The organism is Mobiluncus curtisii subsp. curtisii ATCC 35241 (genome assembly GCF_000146285.1).
Lineage (GTDB): Bacteria > Actinomycetota > Actinomycetes > Actinomycetales > Actinomycetaceae > Mobiluncus > Mobiluncus curtisii.
This window is the reverse complement of the sequence record NZ_GL385912.1, coordinates 155,550-179,952: the sequence shown is the minus strand read 5'-3', so window position 1 is coordinate 179,952 and position 24,403 is coordinate 155,550. Positions and strand designations below refer to the sequence as shown.

Genomic DNA, 24,403 nt, shown 5'->3' with positions numbered 1-24,403 from the left:
CTGGAAATATACTTACCAACGCGTACGGAAAGTGCCGCGGCACTAACCCCGTCAGGAGGAAAAATTCATGGTCACGTCTGAACAGGAATCCAACACCAGCGGAATCAAGGAACCCCAGGAAAATCTCTCTGGTGACACCTCAACAGAACCTACCCAGACTGAAGTTGCAGCGAGCAGCCAACCTCAAACTGAGTCACCAGCCGCTCCCCTTCCCGAATCAACAGCCAGCGAAGTATCCTCCGCAACACCAGCGCCCCAGTCTGCAGAAAAACCCGCGCAGCTCACCCCGGTACATCTTGAGAACGCTAATCAGAACAAGTCCGTGGGGTCGGTAGAGAAAATTGCTATGGACGAAGCCTCCAAATACGGTCGTGTTGACGACCAAGGTCGAGTTTTTGTCAAAGACGGCGACACCGAACGGGAAGTCGGTCAATACGCGGACGGAATTCCAGAACAGCCTCTAGCGCTTTACGTGCGTCGTTTCCTCGACCTGCAAGCCCAAGTCGATTTGGCACAAGCACGTTTGGCAACGTTAAAGGCCCACGACATTGATGCCACGCTGAAGTCCTTGGACAAGGCCATGGAATCCCCAATGGTAGTAGGCAACCTGGCTGGGCTGCGTTCGCGTATTGAAAAACTGCGGGAGCTGGGTACCGCACGCAAAGAACAGCTGGCAGCAGAACGCGAAGTCGCTAAGGCGCAGGCTCTGGAAGCCCGTACCAAGATTGTGGAAACGGCAGAAAAGATTGCTGCCCAAGACCCGGAGCGCACCCAGTGGAAACAATCCGGGGAACGCTTGCGCGAATTGCTGGAATCGTGGAAAGACTCCCAACGCAAGGGCCCACGTATCGATCGCACCACTGAGGATGCCTTGTGGAAACGCTTTTCGGCAGCTCGCACGTCTTTTGATCGACACCGCAAGTCTTTCTTTTCCCAACTTGATGCTCGGCGGGCGGAAGTTCGAAATGCTAAAGAAGCCCTGATTAAGCGTGCTGAAGAGCTTGCCAACTCGACTGATTGGGCGCGGACCTCAGCCGCCTACCGAGATTTGATGGCGGAATGGAAAGCTGCCGGACGGGCTTCCCGAAAAGATGACGATGCTCTGTGGGAACGCTTCCGTGCCGCCCAGCAGGTCTTTTTCGATGCTCGCAGCGCTGACAATGCCAAGACCAATACCGAAGAACAAGCTAATCTTGAGGCGAAAGAACAGCTGCTGCAACAAGCGAAAGCCCTCATGCCGGTGAAGGACCTGGAAACCACCAAGGCAAAATTCCGCGCCTTGCTGGATAAGTGGGACGAGGCTGGACGGGTCCCCCGTGGAGATATGCAGCGTTTGGAAAACGGGTTACGTTCCGTGGAACAGGCCATCGCGAGAGCTGAGAACGATGCCTGGGTAAAGTCCAATCCCGAGACGAAAGCCCGTGCTGAGGGTCTGGTCGGTCAGCTCGAAGAAAAAATCGCCAAACTTGAAAGCAAGATTGCTGCCGCGAAACAAGCCGGCAAGGACACCCAAAAACTGGAAGAAGATTTGCAAGCCCGGAAGGGTTGGCTGGACCAGGCTCGTAAAGCTGCGGCGGAGTAACCTCCCCGAATTACCGTAGCCAGAGATAAAGTCTTCCCGTAACTGGGATTCCCCTGCAGTTTAAGACTGCGGGATTGGTTCTATGGTTCCGTTTTTCCCAGGAGTCACGCGCGTTGCGGAATAAACTCCCGAGATACGTCCCAAGTCATTGAGGATGTCTTGCAGGTGAGAAGGCTCGGCGAGTTCAAAAGCCCAACGTGAATACGCCACCCGGTCGCGAGTGGTGGAAATATTACCCGAGAGAATATTCACGTGATTATCGGTGAGAACCCTGGTTACGTCACTCAACAATCCCCCGCGGTCCAGAGCCTCGATTTGTACCTGAACCAGGAACGGGGTCTTGGCATGTTGCGCCCAATTAACTTTGATGACACGTTCCGGTTGTGAGGCATCGAGATTCTTTGCATTCACACAGTCCACGCGATGCACGGAAACACCGTGCCCTCGCGTGACAAATCCCATAATTTCGTCACCGGGAACCGGGGTACAACACTTTGCCAACTTCACCCAGAGGTCATCGGCGTCCTGACCGTCGACCAATACACCGGATCCCCCGGTACGAGATTCAGAAGTAGGCGCGTGAGTGGGGACGACTTCTTCCTCTGCCAAAGTGTCCTCATCATCATCATCGGTGAGAGTACCGGTAAAGGTCAGCAGGCGTTCCACTACATTCTGCGCGCTGACGTGGGCATCCCCGATGGTCGCATAGAGAGTATCAACGTTTGGTAATCCCAGCTGACTGGCCACTGTTTCCAAAAATTCGTGGCTGGCGAGTTGATGTAACGGCAACTTTTGTTTGCGAATCTCTTTTGCCAGGATTTCGCGGCCTTTATCGATGGATTCCTCACGGCGTTCCTTTGAAAACCAGGCTTTAATTTTGGATTTGGCACGTGGGGTCGCCACAAATGACAACCAGTCTCGACTGGGAGAGGCACCGGGAGACTTAGAAGTGAAGATTTCCACCGTGTCGCCGTTTTCCAGTTTCGAGTCCAAAGGAACCAATTTGCCGTTGACTTTGGCGCCGACCGTCTTATTTCCTACTTCGGTGTGCACGGAATAGGCGAAATCGACCGGTGTGGATCCGGCAGCCAACACCACAACCTGACCTTTCGGGGTGAAGACGTAAACTTGCGCAGAGTTAATTTCGTAACGCAGTGAGTCGAGGAACTCCCCCGAGTCTTGGGTTTGCTTTTGCCAGTCAACCAGTTGACGCAACCAACCCATCTCATTTTCCAGGTCCAAGACCTTGCCGCCCTCGGACTTCTTTAAGGATTTAGCGTTCGGGTTTTCCTTGTACTTCCAGTGCGCAGCAATCCCGAATTCGGCACGGCGGTGCATCTCAAAAGTACGAATCTGAATCTCTACGGGTTTCCCCTTAGGTCCAATCACCGTGGTGTGCAGCGACTGGTACAGGTTGTATTTCGGCATCGCGATATAGTCTTTGAACCGCCCCAGCATCGGAGACCATCGAGAGTGCATCAGCCCCAGCACGGCATAGCAATCTCGCACAGATTCCACCAGGACACGCACTGCCACCAAGTCATAAATGTCGTTGAAGTCACGCCCACGCACAATCATCTTTTGATAAATCGAGTAGTGGTGCTTCGGGCGACCGTTCACTGTCCCCTTAATCTTCGCTTCCCGCAAGTCGCCTTCAATAGTTTGGATAATGGCGCTGAGTTGTTCTTCTCGCCGGGGGGCAGCTTCCTGAATGAGTTTGTCGATTTCTTGATAAATCTGGGGATAGAGGGTTTTAAATGCTAAATCCTCCAGTTCCCACTTAATAGCGTTGAGTCCCATCCGATGCGCCAGCGGGGCATAAATTTCCAGGGTTTCCTTGGCTTTGCGCGCTGCGCTTTCTTTACTAACGTAGCGCCAAGTACGCGCATTATGCAGACGGTCAGAGAGTTTAATCAGCAGGACCCGGATGTCTTTCGCCATCGCTACCAGCATTTTTCGGATGGTTTCAGCAGGTGCAGAATCCCCGTATTTTACTTTGTCGAGTTTGGTGACCCCGTCAACCAAAGCGGCAATGTCCTCACCAAAGTCTCGCTGGCATTGTTCCAGAGAATAGTCGGTGTCCTCGACTGTGTCATGCAGCAAACCCGCGGCAACCGTCGTTTCCGACATACCCAGTTCAGCGAGGATGGTCGCGACTGCCACCGGATGAGTAATGTAAGGCTCTCCGGACTTTCGAAACTGACCCCGATGGTAGCGTTCAGCAGTCGTATAAGCCCGTTCCACGAGGTCGAAGTCTGCTTTCGGGTGGTTTTCTTTGACTGCCCGGATTACGGGTTCTAGCTCCCGGTAAGGACTCCGGGAACGAACCAGACGAAACAGGGAACCCCGCAACGCGCCAGTGCTCTCACTGGGCTCATTGACAATCTCCGGCGCTTGCTCCATACAGAGATTCTAATTGTTTTACCCGATGAGCGTTAGTTGAATTGGGCGTGACCTGGATTTTTTTCCAAAATCAAACGTAAATTCAACGAATTGACCAGCTAAATTCGAAATACCCCAAAAGGAATAAATCTGTTTACAGTTCAACGAGAGAGTGGAATGGGGTATTGCCCAAGTGCTTGCGTCCGTTCATCGCTTTCAGCTCCATCAATACCAAGATCTCGCTGACATGTCCCCCGGCTTTTTCCAACAGTTTCACGGACGCGGCGGCAGTACCACCCGTCGCTAACAGGTCATCCACTACCAAGATACTGTCAAAGCCTTGCACTGTTTCCGGTTGGACTTGAATTGTCGCCGAACCATATTCCAGGTCATAGGATTCACTGATTACGTGACCGGGCAGTTTCCCTGCCTTACGCACCATAATCATGGGCACACCTAGTTCCACAGCCAAAGGCGAGGAAAGGATAAAACCGCGTGACTCCAACCCCGCAACCGCGTTGATTCGACCGCGATAATGCTGGGCAATCCCGGCAATCAATTCCCGAAAAGGATCCCCCGAAGCCAGTAGCGGGGAAAAGTCACGAAACAGAACCCCAGGCTGAGGAAAATCAGGAATCTCTGCCAGATGCGAAGTAATAATCTGGTGCAGCCGCGGGTCAAAATCAACCGCCGTATTCATTTCTTGTTCTTCTTCCGTTTCGGCTGAGAAGCTTGTCCCTTATGGTGTCCGGGAACCATGGGAGCGGCTACCACCGCGGGAGTAATTTCTTGGAAAGAACCGTCTTCCTTGAGAGTAGCGGCACCGGATTCCACCGCGGCAGCGCGAGCCTTATCCACCTTGGCGTTGTGGTCTTTGATAGCTTGGGAACGCCCTCGAATCAGCGTCAGCATCGGGGTGGCAATAAAGATGGAGCTGAAGGTACCCACAATCATGCCGATAAATAGCGGCATCGAGATGTCCAACAGAGTGGATGTACCCAGTAGCGCCGCTCCCAGGAACAGAATCGCCGACACCGGCAGAATACCGGTGATGGAGGTGTTGATGGAACGCACCATGGTTTGGTTAATCGAGAGGTTCGCCAGTTCGTTGTACTTGGAGCGCGACTGATTGAACATATCACGAGTATTTTCGCGGATTTTATCGAATACCACCACCGTGTCATAGAGTGAATACCCCAGAATCGTCAGCAAGCCGATAATCGTTGCCGGAGTAATCTCAATATGTGTGTAGGCAAAAACGCCCAAGGTAATCAGGAAGTCGTGCAGTAAGGCAAACAGCGCGGAAAAGGACATGGTCCAGGTGCGGAAGTACGCCATCAACAGCACAGCAATCATGCCCATGAATACCAGCAAACCAACCAAAGCCTGCTTGGAAACCGAAGCACCCCAAGACGGACCAATGGAAGTTTTGGAGACTTTCTTAATGTCCACGTGGTAAGCCTTTGCCAGCTCTTGCTGAATCTTGAGCTCCACGTCGTTGGGCTGCTGACTGGTTTGAACGCGCAGACCGTTCGTGCCCATCTGCGCGACTTTAGTCTGTTCGTTCAGACCGGCAGCTTTGACCGCGTTATATGCAGGTTGCTGAGGCGGATTTTTCACGGTGTTCGTAACTACAAACTCAGCGCCACCGGTGAATTCAATAGACGGGTTCAACCCGAAAATCGCGATTCCGATAACGGATATTGCCATCAGAATAGCTCCGACAGTGAGCGGAATCCGTCGATTTTTAATGATTCCATAAGACTTTTTTCCGGAGTAAAGCGCATTACCCCACTGGGCATAACTCATCATTTCGCGTCCTCCTCTGTCTGAGTGGGTTCGTCTTTCGAGGTGGTGTCCCCGCTCTCATCAGATTTCGCAGTCTCAGACTGCGATTCAGTCGAGGAAGTTTCCGCTGCAGACTCAGTCGCGGGAGTATCCGATTCTAGATTCGCGCTCGGAGTGGCAGCTGTATCTGCAGTATCTTCCTCGTCTGTCTGCAGTAAACCAGCCTTTTGGCGAGCCAGAGAGATAGTTGGCGACGCGACCTTTTGCGCAGATTTCTTTTTACGAGAAGAAGTCGCGGTTGCGGTGGAACGCATATAGATGCGGTCGCTGCTGGCACCAAGGTGCAGGGGATCGAGACCGCTGAACTTCCGACCTTCACCGAAGTAACGAGTCTTGATGAGCAACGACATCATGGGGTGAGTGAACAGGAAGATAATTCCCAAGTCAACCAACGTGGTTAGACCCAAGGTAAATGCGAAGCCCTGCACACCACCAACAGCCAGAACATAGAGAACCACCGCAGCCACGATGTTCACAATATCGGACACCACAATGGTGCGTTTCGCGCGGTTCCATCCGGTTTCCACCGCGGTTGCCAGGGGCTTGCCATCACGAACCTCATCGCGGATACGTTCGAAATAGATGATGAACGAGTCCATGGTCACGCCGACTGCCACAATCAAACCGACCACCCCTGCCAGCGAGAGTCGGTATCCCATCGACCAAGACAGAATAGCCACTGCCAAGTACACGATGCCACCAGCCAGAAGCAGGGATGCCGTCGCCAAACCTGCCAAAGCATGATATTGCTGGAGCAGATACAGCACGACCAGAATCAAGCCAACGATAGCGGCATAGAACCCGACTTTCAGGTGTTCCCCACCCAAGGTAGCCGAGATGGATTGCTTGGATTGCTGTTCAAAGTTCAGAGGCAGCGAACCAAACTGGAGCTGATTAGCCAAAGTGGCGGAGGATTCTCTCGTCAAGGAACCGGAGATAGATGCCGAGCCACCGAACGCGGGAGCGTTTACCCCCGGAGCACTGACGACCAGGGAGTCCAGCACAATCGCGAAACGGTTATTGTCAGGATTACGGTTGCTACCCTGAGTTTGGTTGGGGTAGAGAACCTTTGCCACGGCATCGAATTTCTTGGCGCCATCGGCATCGAGTTTCAGCGCAACTTCCCACTGACCGGTAGCGTTACCCTGCTGGTTAGTGCCCATTCCGGAAGACGCGGAGACCAAGTCGGTACCGGAAAGTACCTCGGGACCCAAGATGTACTTTTCGTAACCTTCCTTAGAGCAAGCCACCAAATTCTTTTTCGGGTCATCCAGGGAACCACCCTTGAGAGATGCCGGGTCGGTGCAATCCAAATGATTAAAGATGAACATATCCCGTACCGTGATGTGTTTCCGGTCGTTAATGACTTTGGACTCACCGGCGGGAGTATCGGGATATTTTTCCGCCTGTTTCATGAGTTCATCGAAAGGAATCGCCGCGGAGGGGTGCTGTTTAGCAGCCGGTGTGGGTGCCGGCTTGCCCGGATTGCTTGTCGGCGCAGGAGTAGCGCTGGGATCCGTAGAGTTTAAGACCAAAGACTGCGTTTTACCCTTTTCTGTCGGCGCAGAAGGCGGAATCGTCACGGTATTATTGCCTTTGCCCACCGTGGTCTGAGTTTGTTGACCACCGGTTTCTCCGGCGGCTGGTTGCCCCTGTCCGGCAGGAGCCGCAGCCCCCGTCAACTGTCCCAGAAGCGCTTGGGGATCCTCATTATTAGTAGCATTACCTGGCGCGCTCAGCAGCACGGTACGGAAACGCATGACTGCGGACTGTTGAATCAATGCCAAAGTTTCTTCGCTGGGGTTGCCGGGAATACCTACCGAAATGTTCTCTTGACCATTCCGCGCAATCTCGGCCTCGGCGACACCGGAGGCGTCGATACGCTGGCGGATGACTTCAATAGCTTGTTCAATATCGGCGTCGGAGATGGCTTTTGCCTTGGCTTCTGTATTTTTCGGGGTGAGAATCAGCTGGGTTCCACCTTCTAGATCGATAGCCAGCTTCGGGGCATACGAGCCATTTGAGAAAATGGTCGAACCAACCAGGGTCCCCGCCAGAGCCACCACAATCACGGCGAAAAATATGAGTGTGCGCAACGCCTTGTTCTTAGTCTTCTTGGCAGCCACAGATTTTCCTTCTTTATCTAGCTTTCAATGTGTGTTGTAAAAGTCTCGGGGTCAAAAGGTGTGACCCTCACCTTTTTCAGTGTCCTCACCGGGTGTGGAATTATCTTCCACGTTGGAGCCAAATCCTGATTCCTCTGGCTTGGTTTCAGGTGCTTCCGGGTCAGCAGCCACCGAATCCGTTTCCGTCACGGAATCAGAGTCACTAACGGTTCCAAAGTTCGGATCCTCCACTTTGGCGATAGCCCGAATATCCCACAAGGTTTCCTCACCGGTCAGATTAGTCAAGGTAATAACTTCCCCACTAACTTCGACGACTTTGCCAAAGAAACCGGAGGTGGTACGCACCCAAGTCCCCGGAGTCATCATCTGTTCCATAGACTTACGCTGCTCTTCCATCTGAGACAAGCGTTTCTGACCGGACCTGCGCATAAAAATAATCATCAACAAAAACGCTAAACCAAGTATCCCCCAAGTAATCATGGGATTTTGGGCATTGCTTGCGGCATTTTGAAATGGCAGCACAGATAAACCTTCCTTAAATTAGGCGACCGTCCAAGTCTAAAGCCTGCACGACAAAAACGGAAAATATACCCGCTAAAACAGAGCATTTTCCGCCGGTGGAGTAACGCCTAAGTGTTCGCAACCTTTCGGAGTGATGGCGCGACCTCGATTGGTACGTATCAAGAGACCTTCTCTCACCAGGAACGGCTCCACGACTTCTTCAATCGTCTCTGGTTCCTCCCCGACGGACACCGCGAGGGTGTGCAAACCAACCGGGCCTCCCGCAAATCTCTCTATTACCGCACGTAAAACACTGCGATCCAAGCGATCCAAGCCCAGCTCGTCGACCTCGAACAGTTCCAAGGCACGACGTGCCGATTCCAAATCACACCGGGGATGACCATGAACCAGGGCAAAGTCAATGACCCGGCGCAACAGACGGTTCGCTACCCGAGGCGTACCACGCGAACGGCGGGCAATTTCGCTGGCAGCGTCCTCGGTAATCTCAGACCCCAGCAAACTGGCAGAACGTTTCACGATGAGTGCCAAATCTGGGGGCTGGTAGGGCTCCAGATGCGCGGTAAAACCGAAGCGGTCACGCAGGGGTGCTGGGAGCAGACCCGCCCGAGTTGTGGCTCCGACCAGGGTAAAGGGTGGCAGCGTCAGAGGAATAGATGTGGCGCCAGGTCCTTTGCCCACTACGACATCAACTCGAAAATCTTCCATTGCCAGGTAAAGCATTTCTTCGGCAGGACGTGCCAACCGGTGAATTTCGTCAATAAACAGGACATCGTCCTCTTGCAGAGAAGACAGTATCGCCGCTAGATCACCAGCGTGACCGATGGCAGGACCGGAAGTCAGTCGCAGTGAAGATGACATTTCAGCGGCGATAATCATTGCCAGAGTCGTCTTACCCAGCCCCGGAGGACCCGCTAACAAAACATGGTCGGCAGCCTCACCCCGTTCTTTTGCTGCCGAAAGGACCAGCTGCAACTGGGTCTTGACAGTTTCCTGACCGATGAAATCACCGAGCGTCTTGGGGCGCAAAGCCGCTTCGGCGGCGCGTTCCGCATCGGGCGCGGAGGAATCCACCAAACGCTGCTCATGAGAGAAATCTGTATCTTCAGCCACGTTTGCTCCCCAGGTACTTTAAGGCTTCCCGCAATGCGGTGGGAGCATCACTGGCTGATACCGCGTTGACCGCTTCGGTAGCGAGAGCTTGGTTGTAACCCAGATTGCTCAGCGCTTCGACGACGGTACTGGCGTTAAAACCGGCTGTCGCACCTGTGGATGCTGCCACGCCAGATACGCCACCGAGTTTGTCCCCGATTTCCAGAATCATCCGTTCAGCGGACTTCTTGCCCACACCGGGAATGCCTTGCAACGCCGCCACATCACTGTTAGCCACCGCTGCAGCTAGGGCTTCGGGGCTCAAAACTGAGAGGGCCGCTAATCCGAGCTTGGGACCAATCCCTTTGACTTGCATCAAAGTCGCAAAAGTATCACGTTCCGAGGGAGAAGCAAATCCATACAGAGTCAAGGAATCTTCGCGAACCACCAGGTATGTTTGCACCGTGGCGGTCGTTCCCGGAACCAAAGTTGCCAAGGTATTGGGGGTGGCAAGAAATTCCAATCCCAATCCCCCCACCAGCACCGTAGCTCGGTCCAGCTTCTTGGAGACGACCTCCCCTTTAATTACAGAAATCACTAATTGTCCTCGTGGTTGAAAATTCGAACATTTGTACTATAGCGGTTTCTGGTGTCGTCGTGGATCCACCGCGCCGGAACGTCGAGTTTTTGCTTCCGCTTCTGCCCACAAGCGTTGGGCAGCAGTCAAGTGAGTGCCGGCTGCCGTTTTCACTTTCCCACTCAAACTGACGCTAAAATCTCCATCCGCACCCGCTCCGAGAATCCCTGTGCCACGCCAGGCTTGAGTGATAGCAATAGCTAATGCGTCAGCCGCATCGGCGGGCTTTGGTGGTTTATCTAAGCGCAAAATCCGTGCCACCATAGCCTGTACCTGCGCTTTAGAGGCGCTCCCATTACCACTCACAGCTGCTTTCACCTCCGAGGGCGTGTGTACTGCTACAGGGAGCCCCTGACGCGCCGCTTCAACCATGGCGATGCCCATCGCCTGCATAGTGGTAGCTACAGATTGACGATTTTCCTTTGCAAAAGGACGCTCCAAAGCCACAATGTCCGGCTGAAAGCGATTGATAGCTTCAGCCACCCCTTGTGAAATTTTCAAGAGTCGAAACTGTGTGGCAGTGTTCGGGTCACTGCGCACCACATCGACATAGACCAAAGTACACCGCCGGCTCGTATCAAAGTCAACGACCCCGATACCACACCTGGTGATACCGGGGTCGATGCCCAAAACTCGCATAGAGACGTTTACTATTCGGCTTCGTATTGTGCGATGACATCATCGGAAGCATCGCCGTTCATGTACACGTTCTGCACGTCATCGCTATCCTCGAGAGCGTCGAACAGGCGCATGACCTTGCGATAGGCATCCAAGTCCAAGCCCACCTTGACCGAAGGAACGAACTGGGATTCCGCCGAGTCGTAGTCAATCCCAGCATCCTGCAAAGCGGTACGCACCGCCACCAAATCCGTCGGTTCAGTCTCAATTACAAAAATTTCACCAGCATCTTCCACATCATCAGCGCCAGCTGCCAACACCGCTTCCAGAATCTTGTCTTCGTCCAAGCCGTCAACTTTGGCGACCTCGATGACCCCACGGCGGGCAAACTGGTAAGAAACGGAACCAGAATCGGCGATATTGCCACCGTTACGGCTAAAAATAGTCCGCACTTCAGACACCGCGCGATTCTTATTATCGGTGAGGCACTCCACGATGAAGCCCACCCCGCTAGGTCCGTAGCCTTCGTAAGTAATGGACTGCCAGTCTGCACCACCGGATTCAGCACCAGAGCCGCGCTTCACCGCGCGATCGATGTTATCCGCAGGAACGGAGGATTTCTTGGCTTTCTGAATGGCATCAAAAAGGGTCGGATTACCGGCAGGATCACCGCCGCCGGTACGCGCCGCCACTTCGATATTCTTAATCAGGCGCGCAAACAGCTTGCCGCGCTTGGCGTCGATGGCAGCCTTCTTATGTTTCGTGGTGGCCCATTTTGAGTGACCCGACATTGGTGTATCTCCTTAAACTTCTTGCCTATAACGAAGACAGTTTAATAAAACGTTCCTCGTATCGTCCAACTGAGATTACCGCAATTCCGACACAATCATCGGACCGTAGCCGCATGAAACCCAAATTTCGATTTCTAAACGCTGATTTTTCAGCATTCCACGACGTTGACCGCCAGCCCCCCGGTGGCGGTTTCTTTGTATTTTGAGTTCATATCCAGACCAGTCTGGTGCATAGTCTCAATAACTTCGTCAAAGCTGACCCGATGTGTTCCGTCTCCCCACAAGCTCATGCGGGCGGCGTTAATAGCTTTGATGGCAGCGATAGCATTGCGTTCGATGCAGGGAACCTGCACCAGACCGCCGATAGGGTCGCAGGTCAAGCCCAGATGATGCTCCATCGCGATTTCAGCGGCGTTCTCAATCTGGTGAGGACTGCCCCCCAAAGCGGCAGCCAAGCCTCCCGCTGCCATAGCTGCCGCGGATCCGACTTCACCCTGACAGCCGACTTCTGCCCCAGCGACAGAGGCATTCGTTTTGATGATTCCACCTACCGCCCCTGCCACCGTCAGATAGTCGCGCTGCGCCGAGCCACATTTCTGTTCCACTTCGGGACAAAACCACTGCAGGTAACGCCCCACCGCTGCCACGATACCCGCCGAACCATTTGTGGGGGCTCGCACCACCATTCCGCCAGCCGCGTTTTCCTCGTTTACGGACAGCGCCCACAGGTTCACCCAGTCCATTGCGCGCATAGGGTCTTGCGCGAAGCTACGCCAAATCGCCGGAGTGCCGGGCTTGCCATCTCGAGCTCGCAAGTGGAGGAACAATCGGTGCGCTCGGCGCGGCACGGACAATCCGCCAGGCAGAATGGTTTCCGTGCTGGTGCAGCCGTTATCTATGCATTTGTTCATCATCTTGCGCAGGTTGTCCAGACCTTGCCCCAGCTCAGTCTTGGTCATCCGACTTAGCTCATTGGCTCGCACCAGGTCGCCGAGGGATTTTCCCTCGCTTTGCGCCAGTTGCAAAAGGTCGTCCATAGAGTTGTACGGGTAGGGCACGTCAGCTGCGGCGGTACCCTCATCGAGGGAGGTCAGTTCACCGGGTTCCCCGGAATCTACCTCGTCACGGGTGACGAACCCCCCACCGGTGGAATAGTAGCGTTTCGAAAAGGTAACCTGAGCATCATCGTAGGCTCTAATCACGAGAGAATTCGCATGGAATGGGGCTATCGTCTGCGGTCGGTAAAGCAAATCCCGCTCAAAGCAGAACGGCACCGTCACCCCGCCCGGCAAGACTAGTGCGCCTTCCGGAGTCACCGCGTCCAACAGACGCGCTACCGCGCCGGGCTGTACCGTAGCGGGAACGAAACCGGAAAGACCCCCCAGCACCGCACCATCGCTGAGGTGTCCACGACCAGTGGCGCCCAAAGAACCCTGGAGCTCAACTTCCAGACGCCGGAAAGGCTGCCCAGAATCAAGCAATAGTGCCACGAAATCCGCACCGGCGCGCATCGGCCCGACGGTGTGTGAAGCGGAAGGTCCGACACCGACTTGGATGACATCAAACACGGAAAGCGAGGACGCGAGCATGGCTACAAATTTTAGCCTGAAAGCTAGCCTAGGGATAGCGGCATGCCACGGCGAACCTGCACACTCCACAATCGGAGGCACCGAAAACGCCTTTCATTACTGACTTCGGTCAAAATAAATGCTTTTGGTGCCTGTTCTGTGATCAGGCACCAAAAGTTTAACCAGCAGGGCGGCGCTTCCCCACGGTACCTTCACTGATTTCCGGGCAGGTCCCATCCCAGCCCCGCACCCAGCCACGCGCCAGGGAAACTAAATCCTGCGGGTAAACCACTGCACCATCAGCTATTTCGCGTTGTAATGCAGAGAGGTTCCACCATCTCATTTCATCCAAGACTTTCTGTTCGACGGCGGTAAACCCGTCTCGCACAAACACGGGTTCTCCAGGCAGCCAGGTCAGAAAAAACAGCTCGTCTTGGCGGCAAGTCAACGCGTGAAACTCGAAGGTGGCGTGCCGGCATAGCACCGGACCAACCAACGCGTCTGGCTGCAGACGGTAACCGGTTTCTTCAAAGAACTCCCGTATTGCCCCAGCTCGCGGGTCCTCCCCTATCTCCAGTCCGCCGCCGACGGTAAACCACCACCAGTGGTCGAAATCAGAAAAGTCATGCCCACGCAGCAATAGCAACTCGTCACGACTGTTGAAAGCCACGACTCGTGCGGCCTGGCGATGGTTATAGCCGTCCTCATCCTGGGGCCATTCATTCAGGAAATAGTCCTCCAGAGAGGTCTGCGTATCACTCTCGAACCCCGCGTTCGGCACAGCATCACAGTGCTGTGCCGAACGCCAGACTTCGTCCATGATCTTTCCCCTTTTAGTGGCTCTCAGTTGGTCTGAGCTTTCACAAGGTTCAAGAAGTAGCTATGTACTCGCAGGTCATCGGTTACTTCGGGGTGGAATGAGGTCGCCAACAAGGGACCTTGGCGTACTGCCACCACTCGCGGAGTCGACTGGGGAGTTTGCTGCCAAGTCGAGAGCACTTCCACCCCCGATCCGACCGACTCCACCCAAGGAGCGCGAATAAATACCGCCGGAAGGGGCTGGTCGCCCCCGAAGGAACCGGGGTCGACGAAACTTTGCGCCGAATCGACCTGTCGACCGAACGCGTTACGTCGCACTACCACGTCCAATCCTCCCAGCGTCTCTTGCCCCTCGATACCGTCAACAATATGGTCAGCCAGCATAATCATGCCTGCGCAGCTGCCATAAATGGCTTTTCCACTGTGAACAAAGGCTTTTAAGGAATCGAACAGGTCGAAGGCTCGCGCCAACTTATACATGGTGGTAGATTCCCCGCCGGGAATAATCAAACCGTCCAAATCCTGCAGGTGAGCGCTAACTTTTACCTCCACAGGAAGGGCGCCCAAAGCCTGCAGGGCTCGGACATGCTCAATCACCGAACCCTGCAGAGCCAAGACGCCTACGCGCCATTGTTTTTGATCCAAAATCATCCTTTTCTGTGGTTTTTCCTAAAGACGCGAACATGCTGGCTCACGACCGAGCCAGCGATTTACCAACCGCGCTGAGCTAGGCGTGCCTCGTCAGGAATATCGTGAACGTTGATGCCGACCATGGCTTCACCCAAGGAACGGGACACCTCAGCGACCACTTCCGGTTCGTTGTAGCGAGCCGTAGCCTTCACAATCGCCGCCGCGCGCTTCGCCGGATCACCGGACTTAAAGATGCCGGAGCCCACGAACACGCCCTCGGAACCCAACTGCATCATCAACGCCGCGTCAGCCGGGGTGGCGATACCGCCCGCGGTGAACAGCACGACCGGCAGCTTCCCGGTTTCCGCAACCTCTTTGACCAGCGGATAGGGAGCCTGCAATTCCTTGGCGGCGTCAAAGAGCTCATCGGGACGCATGGTGGTCAAACGGTTGATCTGAGAAGTCATGGTGCGCATATGGGTCACCGCGTTGGACACGTCCCCGGTACCGGCTTCACCCTTGGAACGAATCATGGCAGCGCCCTCACTGATACGACGCAAAGCCTCACCGAGGTTGGTGGCGCCACACACGAAAGGCACGGTGAAATCCCACTTGTTGATGTGATGCTTGTAGTCAGCCGGGGTCAGAACTTCGGATTCATCGATGTAATCCACACCCAGGCTCTGTAACACCTGAGCTTCCGCAAAATGACCAATTCGGGCTTTTGCCATCACAGGAATAGACACCGCATTGATAATCTCATCAATCAAATCAGGGTCGCTCATACGGGCGACTCCACCTTCGGCGCGAATATCCGCCGGAACGCGCTCCAGAGCCATCACCGCCACGGCACCGGCATCTTGGGCAATCTTGGCTTGCTCGGCATTTACGACGTCCATAATGACACCGCCCTTGAGCATCTGCGCCATACCCCGCTTCACTAAATCAGTTCCAGTGCCTTGCGCCAGTTGATCAGACATTTTTCCTTCTTTCCTTGTACATACTCTTAAAATTTCTCAATCGTCCCCATTTTAGCTATTACTGCACTATATCCGCGAAACCGGCCGACACCACTGGTGCCAAATCCTGAGGATTAACCACAATTTGCAAGCCCCGCAGCCCTGCCGAAACATAGAACTTATCGAGCAATATGGCAGTTTCCTCGATGACCGTGGGAAACAATTTTTTCATTCCCAAAGGGGAACATCCTCCGCGGATATAGCCGGTCACTTCCCGCAGGGTCCGCCAATTGATGAGCTGGACGTGTTTCACGCCGAAATGCGTGGCAGTCTTTTTCAAGTCCAGCTCAGCATCGGCGGGAACGACCGCGACATAGTGACCGCCCTGCCCATCTTCCAACACCAGGGTCTTGTAAATGAGTTCAGGGGGAATCCCCAGGACTTCGGCAGTATGGAGCGCGCCGACGTCCCCTTCCGTGGAGTAGCTCGACGTTTCATAAGCTACTCCGGCACCGTCCAACAGTCGCATGGCGTTAGTCTTGGTGGTCTTCATTGTGATCTAGCAACAGTTTCTCAAGTCCCATACCGGGAAAGTTTCAGATTTCGCGCGGCTGCCAATCGCCGAAAGCCTCAGCCAACACCTGACGAGTCTGACCCAACAGCTCCGGAACTGCCTTGGTACGCGCCACGATGGGAAAGAAATTCGCGTCCCCCGCCCACCGCGGCACGATGTGCTGGTGTAGGTGACCCGCGATTCCTGCTCCCGCGACCGCGCCCTGATTCATCCCCAGATTAAACCCTTGCGGAGCTTTGACCTGACGGATGACCTCCATAGTGTGCGCGGTGAGTTCGCCAAATTCGACACGTTCCGCAAAGTCCAAATCGGTGTAATCGGGAATATGCCGATAGGGCAAAACCAGAACATGACCGGGATTGTAAGGAAACAGGTTCATCACCACGAAGCAAGTCTTGCCTCGATACACAATGAGACTCTGTTCGTCCTCGCCTTTCGGACCCTCACAAAACGGACAGGCTTTCACATCACGATGCGGTCCATCATCGATGTACACCATGCGATGAGGGGTCCACAATCGTTCCATCCCGTCAGTTTGCGCACCGAAATTTTCGCTTGATTCCGCGGGTAAGTCAGTCATCTTAGTCGTTCCTGCGACTGCGGATAACCTCCAGGATTTCCGCAATCGCTTGGTCAATTGGGACACCGTTCTTTTGCTCCCCACCGCGATAGCGGAAAGACACCGCGTTTGCCTCAGCGTCCTCCCCACCAGCAATGAGAGTGAAAGGAATCTTATCCTTGGCAGCATTGCGGATTTTCTTACCGAAACGGTCATCGGTCGTATCCACCTCGACCCGAACGTTTTCCGCACGCAAACGGTTCGCAATGTCTTCGCAGTAGTCATTGAATGCCTCTGCCACCGGCACCAAACGCACCTGCACCGGCGCCAGCCAAGCCGGGAATGCTCCCGCATAGTGCTCAGTCAGCACCCCAAAGAAGCGTTCGATTGAACCGAACAAGGCACGGTGAATCATCACGGGACGTTGCCGACTTCCATCCGCCGCGGTGTATTCCAAATCAAAGCGTTCGGGCAGGTTAAAGTCCAGCTGAATGGTCGACATCTGCCATGTGCGACCGATTGCATCTCGAGCTTGCACGGAAATCTTGGGACCATAGAACGCCGCTCCCTCTGGATCCGGAACCAGTTCCAAGCCCGAAGCTGTGGCAACTTCCGCCAACGTATTGGTCGCTTCCTCCCAAATCTCGTCAGACCCCACAAACTTGTGCGGATTCTTTGTAGAAAGTTCCAGGTAAAAGTCATCCAACCCGTAGTCTTTGAGCAAATCCAGCACGAAAGTCAACAGTTTTGTCAGCTCGTCTTTCATCTGTTCGCGCGTGCAATAGATATGGCTGTCATCCTGGGTGAAGCCACGTCCGCGAGTGAGACCGTGAACCACGCCAGATTTCTCGTAACGGTAAACCGTACCGAACTCAAACAAGCGCAACGGCAACTCCCGATAGGAACGCGAACGGGATTTATAGATGAGGTTGTGCATGGGGCAGTTCATGGGCTTCAAGTAGTAGTCGAAACCTTCCTTGGTGACATTCCCCTGATCGTCGCATTCCTCATCCACACGCATGGGCGGGAACATACCGTCTTTGTACCACTCCAGGTGTCCCGACGTTTCAAACAGCTGCCCCTTCGTGACATGCGGGGTGTAAACGAAAGAGTACCCTTCCTCCAGATGGCGACGTCGAGAATAGTTTTCCATTTCCATACGCACCATCGCACCCTTGGGATGGAACACCGCCAAACCGGAGCCGATTTCCTCCGGGAAGCTGAACAAATCGAGCTCGTTGCCCAGCCGGCGATGGTCACGCTTGGCGGCCTCCGCCATGCGAGTCACGTACTCTTTCAGATCATCTTTAGTCGCCCAAGCGGTGCCATAGATACGTTGCAGAGAGTCATTTGCCTGGTCACCACGCCAGTACGCGGCTGATACTTTCATCAGCTTAAACACGCCGTTTAAGAGCCGGGTCGAAGGTACGTGCGGACCGCGGCACAAGTCCTTCCATGCCACCTCACCGTTCTTGCGCACGTTATCGTAAATCGTCAGCTCATTGCCCCCGACTTCCACCGAAGCCCCGGCGGCAGCCTGGTCATTGTCCGAGTCTGTTCCTTTCAAGCCAATCAATTCCAGCTTGTAAGGCTGATCGGCGAGTTCAGCGCGACCTTCATCTTCGGTAACGACCCGGCGCACGAACTTCTGGTCTTCTTTACAAATCCGCGCCATGTATTTCTCAATGGCTTTCAAATCTTCCGGAGTGAAAGGCTCATCGACACCGAAATCATAGTAAAAACCGTTTTCGATGAAAGGACCGATGCCGTACTTCACATTCGGGCGAACCTGCTTGACTGCCTGAGCCATCACGTGAGTGCAGGAGTGGCGCAAGATGTTCAAGCCCATCTCAGAGTCGATAGTGATGGCTTCAACTGTGTCCCCGTCATGGAGTTCGCGATACAGGTCACGTGCCTGACCGTTGATGAAGTAAGCAATGACTTCTTTACGATCCCGGTACAAATCTTCACCGGTGATAGTGGATTCAATCTGGGTTGCTTTCCCGTCAATAGTGACGTTGATCTCGGACACTTTGCGCCTTTCTCAGTCTTGGTTTACTGAGACAATCTTATACGCGCGGGAAATAATAGGAAAAACATTCTGGGAGATTTAGCAGCCATGTTAAGTACCAGCTATCTTGCTCCGCAAAATAGCAACCACACCCGCGCCGAGGTGCCAACAATTTTGCTCCGCAAAATTGCGCGCCACTTCCTTGGTCTCGGATAAAACCACCAGCGGGTCCCCCGCTGACGTTTTTTGGTTTTATGAGCCTTTGCAAGCAAGCTTGCCCGGCTCATAAAACCAAAAAACGCAGGTCGTGGCTTTATCCTCGACCTGCGTCGTGGTGGGCGATACAGGACTCGAACCTGCGACCTCTTCCGTGTCAAGGAAACGCGCTAACCAGCTGCGCCAACCGCCCGTAGAAGTGGGTACCGGATTCGAACCGGTGTATACGGCTTTGCAGGCCGCTGCCTAGCCACTCGGCCAACCCACCAATGTGGTCTTGAGTATCATACTCTATAAAGAAGCCCAAACCCAGTACCTGTTACGCACCCGGTAGGACTCCTCAGACAGCCAATTTTTGAGGGGAACCGAACCGAGGCTCGATTCCCCCAAAAACCGAGCGGATGACGGGACTCGAACCCGCGACCCTCACCTTGGCAAGGTGATGCTCTACCAACTGAGCTACATCCGCAACACGCTGGAAAAACCAACCCCAGTATCTTATACATAAGTCACCAGAGGTTGCAAATACGGCACGGAGCCAGCCGGCACTCAAATCAAGAAATGCCTGTAGTACCACCGTTTACGAGGCTCATTTTCATCGGTTTCACCCGCCTTTCGCGACCGGACGGATGATAAATCTGACTGAGCAACTGGCGCACCGCTTCAGTACCAATTCTCCGGTACGGAACCTCCAGAGTCGTGGTGACGGAAGGGCATAAACGTCCGATAAAGGCATCACCGATGGCAACGACGGAAACATCGTCAGGCACCAGCATCTTTAGCGAACGGTTCAGCTCTTGCATAAACCCGAGGGCAGAATAATCTCCACAAAAAACCGCCGCACTGTCCTTGTGCCGGCACCACGCCGCGACTGCACGAGCGCCAGCCTCCAGGTTATTTCCCACATTTCCCATCGGATGCAAAATCACGCCCGCTTGCTCACATCCAGACTGCAAAGCCTGCAAAATGCTCTCGCCCAGCCAGCAATCCTTTGCGTAAAAGTAAGTAATCGACCGATGCCGCAATGACTTTAGATGAGTCAGCAAGACCGCCACTCCCTGTTCCGTATCCGGCACGACACAAGTCGCTTCGTCAATCACGCAATTCGTCACCACCAGTGGCTCAGTATTAGGGATTTCCAAGTGAATGCGTCCGGGCGTTTGCGGATTATCGATAATCAGACCGTCTACATTATTGAACTCCCGCTTGATGATTCGTGCGCTTTGGTTTGGAATAGTGGGATACAAGACCGGTAAGTAATGCTCCAGAATCAATTTGTCCTGTATCGCAGCCAACATGCGATACTGCTCCAACGCAATCACGACCCCAACTTTTTGGGTCAGTACGTGCGTCCGCAACCAAAAATTTTCGGGCCTCTCGTAACCTAGTTCAATCGCAACCTGGCGCACCAGGGCTTCTGTCTCAGCATTGATACGCCCCGGACGATTCAACGCCCGCGAAGCGGTAGAGGTCGCCACGTGTGCCACCTTTGCCACATCATCCAAAGTTACGCGCTTTTTAACGAGAACAGCAGAATCTGAAACCTCACACATATTAGAATTCTAAACGATAGCTGTAGAAATTCTGATAATTGTCTGGGCATTTTTCTTAACATGTACCAGTTTGTTTCTCTCGCGACCAGTTTCGGCTAAAACTAGTGAATAAGATTCCACGCAGATTTTTCGGCTCGACTCAACGTTCCCTAACCCCACCGAGTGCCAGATACCGTCCTTTCTCCCGCATTGCGTCAACGTTTTGCGTTCCGAGCCACATAAGGCTAAACTTTATAAGCCTTGGGCCATTAGCGCAGCGGTAGCGCGCTTCCTTCACACGGAAGAGGTCACTGGTTCGATCCCAGTATGGCCCACCAGGAAAAACACCCCCGAAACCCCAGCAAATAAGGGCTCCGGGGCTGTTATTTTTATTTCTGAAATAATCGGAAATAGTCGGAAATAATCGCTAAAAAAGCACCACCAATAGCACCACAAAACCGGTGGAGGCACCCAAAAATAGCGTTCCCAAAACCCCAGTCAGAGCGTCAAGGTAGCACTTCCTAAAAAAGAAAAAGCGGCAACCATGAAAAAACCGCACATACGGCACCGGAAGTCTCTACTATGACACACAACGGAGACCACTGGGTAGGTCAGATTTACGATGGCAATGTTTCAAAACGGGTCATAATATTACAAATCCGCTGAGCCGCCCCGATTATTACCCCAGTTCCCGCGTCCTGGGCGAGCCTGGTTCCACGCGTCTATGGTTTCGGGTAGCCAGCCACGCACAGCCCGGGCACCCGTACCTGTGTATGCGTCAGGTTCAGGGAGCATTCCTTTAGCCGAGTAAGAGCGGATAGTGCCTTCAGCTATGCCGATACGATTGGCAACGTCAGTGAGAGCCAGATAACGGGCGGGCATGGATGTTAGTCCTTTCTTTACAGTATTAGGCGATGCGTTCGGCGTAAAAGGATTGTGCGCCTTGGCGGCTCATGCCGAGTAGCCCGCCAATGGCTTGCCAAGTAACACCCTCGGCGCGAGCCTGGCGTACTGCGTCTACGAGGTCATGTTCGGCAGCTTCTTTCCTTTCGCGAGCGGTCTGTATAAGACGTAGGATTTCTCCCTCGTGGATTGCCTTGGCGTTTCGGATGATGTCTTGCGGGTCTGACTTGATGAACTGTAAGGCGTATTCTTCGTCACTTAGTTTTGTTTTGGTTTCCATTGTTATCACCTTTTATTGGAAGAATTTTGGTCTGGCTTGCATCGCATGGAATACGGTGCCGTCTCTGTTGGTTAGTATTTCAAGGATGTTTCCCAAAGGAATAGGGTTACGCTTTCGTCGAGGTCAAGGATTCGCCAAGCGTTGCGGATAGCGTGGGTGATTTCCGTGCGGTTGTATCCGTGTTTGAAGGCGCTTTCCTTAAACTCCATACGTCAATCATACTTGACAAAAGTATCCAGCGTCAAGAAAACTTGCCTGGATGCTATGCCCTGCGGGGCAGGGCTTCGTAGCCGTAGAAGCCGTCGTTGCGCCGGTCAGAGAATAGTGGGGTTGTCTTCGGGGCTGCTGAGGTTGGGGCGCAGTCTTTATCTTGGTAGCGGGCTGCAGCCTCGATGAGCGCTGCGACATCGATTTGCCCTTGCTGGTGAGTCCTGCCGAGGGCTGCCCGTACACCACCACTCCGCAGCAGCCACAACCTCCCAGGCGTACACATTCAGCGCTGTTGAGATAGCGCCGATTTCGTCAATTGTAAGCGTGTAGTTGCGCGACAGAATATTTCCAAGCCGACCTAACTTCACGCCAGACTCTCGGGAGAGTCCACGTCGCGACACGCCCTGAGAGCGTTGCAAACTGATAAAGATTTCGACGATGTCATCCCCGAGTTTTCCACGTTCTGGTGCAGTTCACATACACAAAATTCAGATTAGCATTCCCGGTAACCGGTAAGGGATTCTACGTCAATACCCAATCGGGTAAAATAGAAAAGACCCTGCGAACCGGGATAAAACGCAGCAGAGGTGAGCGCAATGTCTAACTTGATACAAATCCTGAAAGAATACGACACCTATTTATTCAGTCATCTGTCCGACGAGGCACAATCTCTAATCGAAAGTGATCGCGCTGAAGGCGATTCCTGGATGGAGATAGACGACTTTCTTCAGTTCGCTTTATTGGATTCCGTTGAAGTACCCGAGAAACTCTTACGCGATACCGAATACGAAGTGAACACATCGTGGGACGAAGAACTTCAGCTAAGAACCCTCAACTGGATACAACAGCATATGGAGAAACATGAATGGCGAATCTGAAACAAGAGCTGTCCTCCAGCACATGTATGAACGAAACGTGATTACCAAAAAAGAGCTAGAGGACATGAACAGTTTCATCGACAATGATGGAACGTTTGCTGCACATGCAGGAATAAGTGCCGTGGTAGAGAACTCGTCAAGAGACATTCCTGCTGATGTGTTGGATGAAATCCTTGCTCTTAAACCCTTTTTCGACGAGGAATACTACCAAGACATATTGGATGCCATTTCCTAGGGTTTAATGAGATACTTTAGTCGTTGAGGCGGGGCCAGCCCACCAGGCTACGCAGTAGCACGGGCAGGCTTACCGCCTCAACGCATATCTGAACCGTCTTGGCTATACGCCAGGGCGGTTTTCTTATGCCCGCTTATTCGGGGCATACCGTGACTACCCAACCAGCCCCCTTTAGGAGGGGTGTGTTGTTACACCAGGCGACACGGAAGAGGTCACTGGTTCGATCCCAGTATGGTCCACCATACATGTTCTGGCGCGCTTAAAACAGCGCGAGCCGAGTAAGCTGAAACTATGGCTGCCAAAAAAATTTCTGTTGAGACGGTACTCGAGCTGTTTCGAGAATTGCCCGCTTCGGCAAAAGTTTCTGCCCTCACGGCACTGGGAACGTCATCGTCCCTGGTCTGGGCGGGCACTGCGGCGGCGGGGATGTGGAAGGTCCATCAAGAGGTTTCCAGTCACCGCTGGTTCTGGGAAGACCACGTCATTTCCGGGCTAGCTAAACTAAACGAACTGGGAATGCTGACAAACCCGGAAATCTACGCCCCCAGCTTTGCGCTGCTCTCCAACGGGGCGCAACGCTATCTGCACCGCAGCGACTGGTACTCCAACAAACTCATCTTTCCGCAAACCGGTCAGAAACTACACCGTCCCTCCAAGATCAAAAACGCTCCTCCCCTGGTTTACGTTGCTCTAGGTGATTCCGCTGCACAAGGGGTGGGGTGCGAGGACGTACACGACTCTTACGTGGCTTTGTTTGCCTCTTATCTGCGACGTGCCACACAGCGTCGGGTGATTGTGCTGAATTATTCCATTTCCGGGGCCGTCGCCTCGACTGTGGTGAACGCGCAGATTCCGCAGATGCTGGCCACGGGTCTGACGCCAGACATCATCACCCTGGACATAGGCGGTAACGACGTATTTTCCGCGGAGGGTCAAAACCCTAAAAATTTCCAACGGCAGATGGAAATTATCGTTGAAAGCCTACCTGCCCCCGCCCTTATCTCTGAAGTTCCCCCGGCAAAACCACTACCGGCAGATAAACGTGCCATCGAAATGAACGATATCCTGACTCGCGTCGTTTCCGAGTCAGACCATATTTTGGTTCCCATTCGCCACTTGGGAGATGTGCCACTCTGGCGAACTCTCATGATTCGAGCCGAGGACGGTTTCCACCCCAACACCGACACCTATCGCCAGATTGCCGCCGAGTTCGTCCGCATGGTCGAACCGCTGCTGCAGAAACGTGGTTGGTGGCAAGACTCGACTGCCGACAAAATTCCCCCGCTGCCCGACGAAACTGAGGACAATCGCGCTAACCTGTGGAGCGGACTTCTGAAACTTAAATCCGCCGACAAAGGCGACATCCCCCCGAACGAAAAGTAACCCTAACAAACCCCATTCAGCGCACCGAGGGGGAGTATGAGATATTTAAGT

General features: G+C 53.7%; 25 protein-coding genes and 4 tRNA genes. 5 read left to right on the top strand and 24 right to left on the bottom strand.

Translation table 11 applies throughout. The annotated features are described in order from the left end of the window. Positions 1–67 precede the first annotated feature (67 nt). Positions 68–1,582, top strand: a complete 1,515-nt coding sequence (locus tag HMPREF0574_RS00820) for a DUF349 domain-containing protein (protein WP_004006764.1) — start codon at positions 68–70, stop codon at positions 1,580–1,582. A gap of 60 nt (positions 1,583–1,642) precedes the next feature. On the opposite strand, the gene HMPREF0574_RS00815 is transcribed toward HMPREF0574_RS00820, so the two are convergent. The 20 genes from HMPREF0574_RS00815 to HMPREF0574_RS00720 all read right to left on the bottom strand — a co-directional run bounded on the left by HMPREF0574_RS00815 (position 1,643) and on the right by HMPREF0574_RS00720 (position 20,484). Then, complete coding sequence (locus HMPREF0574_RS00815) at positions 1,643–3,985, bottom strand: RelA/SpoT family protein (RefSeq protein ID WP_004006763.1); 2,343 nt, start codon at positions 3,983–3,985, stop codon at positions 1,643–1,645. 133 nt (positions 3,986–4,118) lie between these two features. Continuing rightward, positions 4,119–4,664, bottom strand: coding sequence for an adenine phosphoribosyltransferase (locus HMPREF0574_RS00810; protein ID WP_004006762.1), 546 nt, complete (start codon positions 4,662–4,664; stop codon positions 4,119–4,121). Continuing rightward, positions 4,661–5,776, bottom strand: a complete 1,116-nt coding sequence (secF, locus tag HMPREF0574_RS00805) for a protein translocase subunit SecF (RefSeq protein WP_004006761.1) — start codon at positions 5,774–5,776, stop codon at positions 4,661–4,663. The genes HMPREF0574_RS00810 and secF overlap by 4 nt, the downstream gene beginning before the upstream one ends. Further along, on the bottom strand, positions 5,773–7,938 hold the full coding sequence (secD, locus tag HMPREF0574_RS00800) for a protein translocase subunit SecD (protein ID WP_004006760.1): 2,166 nt from the start codon (positions 7,936–7,938) through the stop codon (positions 5,773–5,775). The genes secF and secD overlap by 4 nt, the downstream gene beginning before the upstream one ends. A gap of 51 nt (positions 7,939–7,989) precedes the next feature. Further along, positions 7,990–8,460 (bottom strand): preprotein translocase subunit YajC, encoded by a 471-nt coding sequence (locus HMPREF0574_RS00795; protein ID WP_236585890.1) that lies wholly within the window; start codon positions 8,458–8,460, stop codon positions 7,990–7,992. 72 nt (positions 8,461–8,532) lie between these two features. Further along, positions 8,533–9,570, bottom strand: coding sequence for a Holliday junction branch migration DNA helicase RuvB (gene ruvB, locus HMPREF0574_RS00790; RefSeq protein ID WP_004006758.1), 1,038 nt, complete (start codon positions 9,568–9,570; stop codon positions 8,533–8,535). Beyond that, the gene (gene ruvA, locus HMPREF0574_RS00785) at positions 9,563–10,147 is read right to left on the bottom strand and encodes a Holliday junction branch migration protein RuvA (RefSeq protein ID WP_004006757.1); all 585 of its coding nucleotides are present in this window, start codon (positions 10,145–10,147) and stop codon (positions 9,563–9,565) included. The genes ruvB and ruvA overlap by 8 nt, the downstream gene beginning before the upstream one ends. Positions 10,148–10,183: 36 nt before the next feature. Beyond that, complete coding sequence (ruvC, locus tag HMPREF0574_RS00780; RefSeq protein ID WP_004006756.1) at positions 10,184–10,825, bottom strand: crossover junction endodeoxyribonuclease RuvC; 642 nt, start codon at positions 10,823–10,825, stop codon at positions 10,184–10,186. 11 nt (positions 10,826–10,836) lie between these two features. Further along, positions 10,837–11,595, bottom strand: coding sequence for a YebC/PmpR family DNA-binding transcriptional regulator (locus HMPREF0574_RS00775; RefSeq protein ID WP_004006755.1), 759 nt, complete (start codon positions 11,593–11,595; stop codon positions 10,837–10,839). Between the two features lie 149 nt (positions 11,596–11,744). After that, on the bottom strand, positions 11,745–13,184 hold the full coding sequence (locus tag HMPREF0574_RS00770) for an L-serine ammonia-lyase (RefSeq protein WP_004006754.1): 1,440 nt from the start codon (positions 13,182–13,184) through the stop codon (positions 11,745–11,747). A gap of 157 nt (positions 13,185–13,341) precedes the next feature. After that, positions 13,342–13,983 (bottom strand): NUDIX hydrolase, encoded by a 642-nt coding sequence (locus HMPREF0574_RS00765; protein WP_004006753.1) that lies wholly within the window; start codon positions 13,981–13,983, stop codon positions 13,342–13,344. Between the two features lie 23 nt (positions 13,984–14,006). After that, on the bottom strand, positions 14,007–14,633 hold the full coding sequence (pdxT, locus tag HMPREF0574_RS00760; protein ID WP_004006752.1) for a pyridoxal 5'-phosphate synthase glutaminase subunit PdxT: 627 nt from the start codon (positions 14,631–14,633) through the stop codon (positions 14,007–14,009). Positions 14,634–14,692: 59 nt separating this feature from the next. Further along, positions 14,693–15,592: a pyridoxal 5'-phosphate synthase lyase subunit PdxS gene (gene pdxS, locus HMPREF0574_RS00755; RefSeq protein WP_004006751.1), complete on the bottom strand. Its 900-nt coding sequence runs from the start codon at positions 15,590–15,592 to the stop codon at positions 14,693–14,695. A gap of 58 nt (positions 15,593–15,650) precedes the next feature. Then, complete coding sequence (gene ybaK / locus HMPREF0574_RS00750; protein ID WP_004006750.1) at positions 15,651–16,124, bottom strand: Cys-tRNA(Pro) deacylase; 474 nt, start codon at positions 16,122–16,124, stop codon at positions 15,651–15,653. A gap of 43 nt (positions 16,125–16,167) precedes the next feature. Further along, on the bottom strand, positions 16,168–16,725 hold the full coding sequence (locus HMPREF0574_RS00745) for an HIT family protein (protein ID WP_004006749.1): 558 nt from the start codon (positions 16,723–16,725) through the stop codon (positions 16,168–16,170). Between the two features lies 1 nt (position 16,726). Further along, positions 16,727–18,736: a threonine--tRNA ligase gene (thrS, locus tag HMPREF0574_RS00740; protein WP_004006748.1), complete on the bottom strand. Its 2,010-nt coding sequence runs from the start codon at positions 18,734–18,736 to the stop codon at positions 16,727–16,729. A gap of 311 nt (positions 18,737–19,047) precedes the next feature. Further along, positions 19,048–19,124 (bottom strand) — tRNA-Val (locus HMPREF0574_RS00735). Between the two features lie 4 nt (positions 19,125–19,128). Next, positions 19,129–19,199 (bottom strand) — tRNA-Cys (locus tag HMPREF0574_RS00730). 128 nt (positions 19,200–19,327) lie between these two features. Further along, positions 19,328–19,400 (bottom strand) — tRNA-Gly (locus HMPREF0574_RS00725). An 85-nt stretch (positions 19,401–19,485) separates the two neighbouring features. After that, positions 19,486–20,484 (bottom strand): LacI family DNA-binding transcriptional regulator, encoded by a 999-nt coding sequence (locus tag HMPREF0574_RS00720; RefSeq protein WP_004006747.1) that lies wholly within the window; start codon positions 20,482–20,484, stop codon positions 19,486–19,488. Positions 20,485–20,726: 242 nt separating this feature from the next. Here HMPREF0574_RS00720 and HMPREF0574_RS00715 point away from each other — a divergent pair. After that, a tRNA-Val gene (locus tag HMPREF0574_RS00715) sits at positions 20,727–20,801 on the top strand. Between the two features lie 313 nt (positions 20,802–21,114). Here the strand turns inward: HMPREF0574_RS00715 and HMPREF0574_RS00710 are convergent. From HMPREF0574_RS00710 to HMPREF0574_RS09325, 4 genes are all read right to left on the bottom strand, one after another. Beyond that, positions 21,115–21,345, bottom strand: a complete 231-nt coding sequence (locus HMPREF0574_RS00710; protein ID WP_004006745.1) for a helix-turn-helix transcriptional regulator — start codon at positions 21,343–21,345, stop codon at positions 21,115–21,117. 25 nt (positions 21,346–21,370) lie between these two features. Then, the gene (locus HMPREF0574_RS00705) at positions 21,371–21,646 is read right to left on the bottom strand and encodes a hypothetical protein (RefSeq protein ID WP_004006744.1); all 276 of its coding nucleotides are present in this window, start codon (positions 21,644–21,646) and stop codon (positions 21,371–21,373) included. Between the two features lie 71 nt (positions 21,647–21,717). Next, complete coding sequence (locus tag HMPREF0574_RS09330) at positions 21,718–21,855, bottom strand: hypothetical protein (protein WP_004006743.1); 138 nt, start codon at positions 21,853–21,855, stop codon at positions 21,718–21,720. Between the two features lie 53 nt (positions 21,856–21,908). Continuing rightward, the gene (locus tag HMPREF0574_RS09325; RefSeq protein WP_004006742.1) at positions 21,909–22,139 is read right to left on the bottom strand and encodes a hypothetical protein; all 231 of its coding nucleotides are present in this window, start codon (positions 22,137–22,139) and stop codon (positions 21,909–21,911) included. 313 nt (positions 22,140–22,452) lie between these two features. On the opposite strand from HMPREF0574_RS09325, the gene HMPREF0574_RS00700 reads away from it, so the two are divergent. From HMPREF0574_RS00700 to HMPREF0574_RS00690, 3 genes are all read left to right on the top strand, one after another. Next, positions 22,453–22,734 (top strand): hypothetical protein, encoded by a 282-nt coding sequence (locus tag HMPREF0574_RS00700; RefSeq protein WP_004006741.1) that lies wholly within the window; start codon positions 22,453–22,455, stop codon positions 22,732–22,734. A gap of 37 nt (positions 22,735–22,771) precedes the next feature. Then, positions 22,772–22,969 (top strand): hypothetical protein, encoded by a 198-nt coding sequence (locus HMPREF0574_RS00695; protein ID WP_370446365.1) that lies wholly within the window; start codon positions 22,772–22,774, stop codon positions 22,967–22,969. Positions 22,970–23,260: 291 nt separating this feature from the next. After that, the gene (locus HMPREF0574_RS00690) at positions 23,261–24,352 is read left to right on the top strand and encodes an SGNH/GDSL hydrolase family protein (RefSeq protein WP_004006739.1); all 1,092 of its coding nucleotides are present in this window, start codon (positions 23,261–23,263) and stop codon (positions 24,350–24,352) included. Positions 24,353–24,403 lie beyond the last annotated feature (51 nt).

Coding starts and splice junctions, on each gene's coding strand:
- HMPREF0574_RS00745 (WP_004006749.1), bottom strand. CDS start 16,725: ATGACTGACTTACCCGCGGAATCAAGCGAAAATTTCGGTGCGCAAACT.
- secF (WP_004006761.1), bottom strand. CDS start 5,776: ATGATGAGTTATGCCCAGTGGGGTAATGCGCTTTACTCCGGAAAAAAG.
- HMPREF0574_RS00770 (WP_004006754.1), bottom strand. CDS start 13,184: ATGCTCGCGTCCTCGCTTTCCGTGTTTGATGTCATCCAAGTCGGTGTC.
- pdxS (WP_004006751.1), bottom strand. CDS start 15,592: ATGTCTGATCAACTGGCGCAAGGCACTGGAACTGATTTAGTGAAGCGG.
- ybaK (WP_004006750.1), bottom strand. CDS start 16,124: ATGAAGACCACCAAGACTAACGCCATGCGACTGTTGGACGGTGCCGGA.
- HMPREF0574_RS00690 (WP_004006739.1), top strand. CDS start 23,261: ATGGCTGCCAAAAAAATTTCTGTTGAGACGGTACTCGAGCTGTTTCGA.
- HMPREF0574_RS00820 (WP_004006764.1), top strand. CDS start 68: ATGGTCACGTCTGAACAGGAATCCAACACCAGCGGAATCAAGGAACCC.
- HMPREF0574_RS00720 (WP_004006747.1), bottom strand. CDS start 20,484: ATGTGTGAGGTTTCAGATTCTGCTGTTCTCGTTAAAAAGCGCGTAACT.
- HMPREF0574_RS09330 (WP_004006743.1), bottom strand. CDS start 21,855: ATGGAGTTTAAGGAAAGCGCCTTCAAACACGGATACAACCGCACGGAA.
- HMPREF0574_RS00700 (WP_004006741.1), top strand. CDS start 22,453: ATGTCTAACTTGATACAAATCCTGAAAGAATACGACACCTATTTATTC.
- pdxT (WP_004006752.1), bottom strand. CDS start 14,633: ATGATTTTGGATCAAAAACAATGGCGCGTAGGCGTCTTGGCTCTGCAG.
- HMPREF0574_RS09325 (WP_004006742.1), bottom strand. CDS start 22,139: ATGTGTACGCCTGGGAGGTTGTGGCTGCTGCGGAGTGGTGGTGTACGG.
- HMPREF0574_RS00815 (WP_004006763.1), bottom strand. CDS start 3,985: ATGGAGCAAGCGCCGGAGATTGTCAATGAGCCCAGTGAGAGCACTGGC.
- HMPREF0574_RS00775 (WP_004006755.1), bottom strand. CDS start 11,595: ATGTCGGGTCACTCAAAATGGGCCACCACGAAACATAAGAAGGCTGCC.
- ruvC (WP_004006756.1), bottom strand. CDS start 10,825: ATGCGAGTTTTGGGCATCGACCCCGGTATCACCAGGTGTGGTATCGGG.
- HMPREF0574_RS00765 (WP_004006753.1), bottom strand. CDS start 13,983: ATGGACGAAGTCTGGCGTTCGGCACAGCACTGTGATGCTGTGCCGAAC.
- HMPREF0574_RS00705 (WP_004006744.1), bottom strand. CDS start 21,646: ATGGAAACCAAAACAAAACTAAGTGACGAAGAATACGCCTTACAGTTC.
- HMPREF0574_RS00710 (WP_004006745.1), bottom strand. CDS start 21,345: ATGCCCGCCCGTTATCTGGCTCTCACTGACGTTGCCAATCGTATCGGC.
- HMPREF0574_RS00810 (WP_004006762.1), bottom strand. CDS start 4,664: ATGAATACGGCGGTTGATTTTGACCCGCGGCTGCACCAGATTATTACT.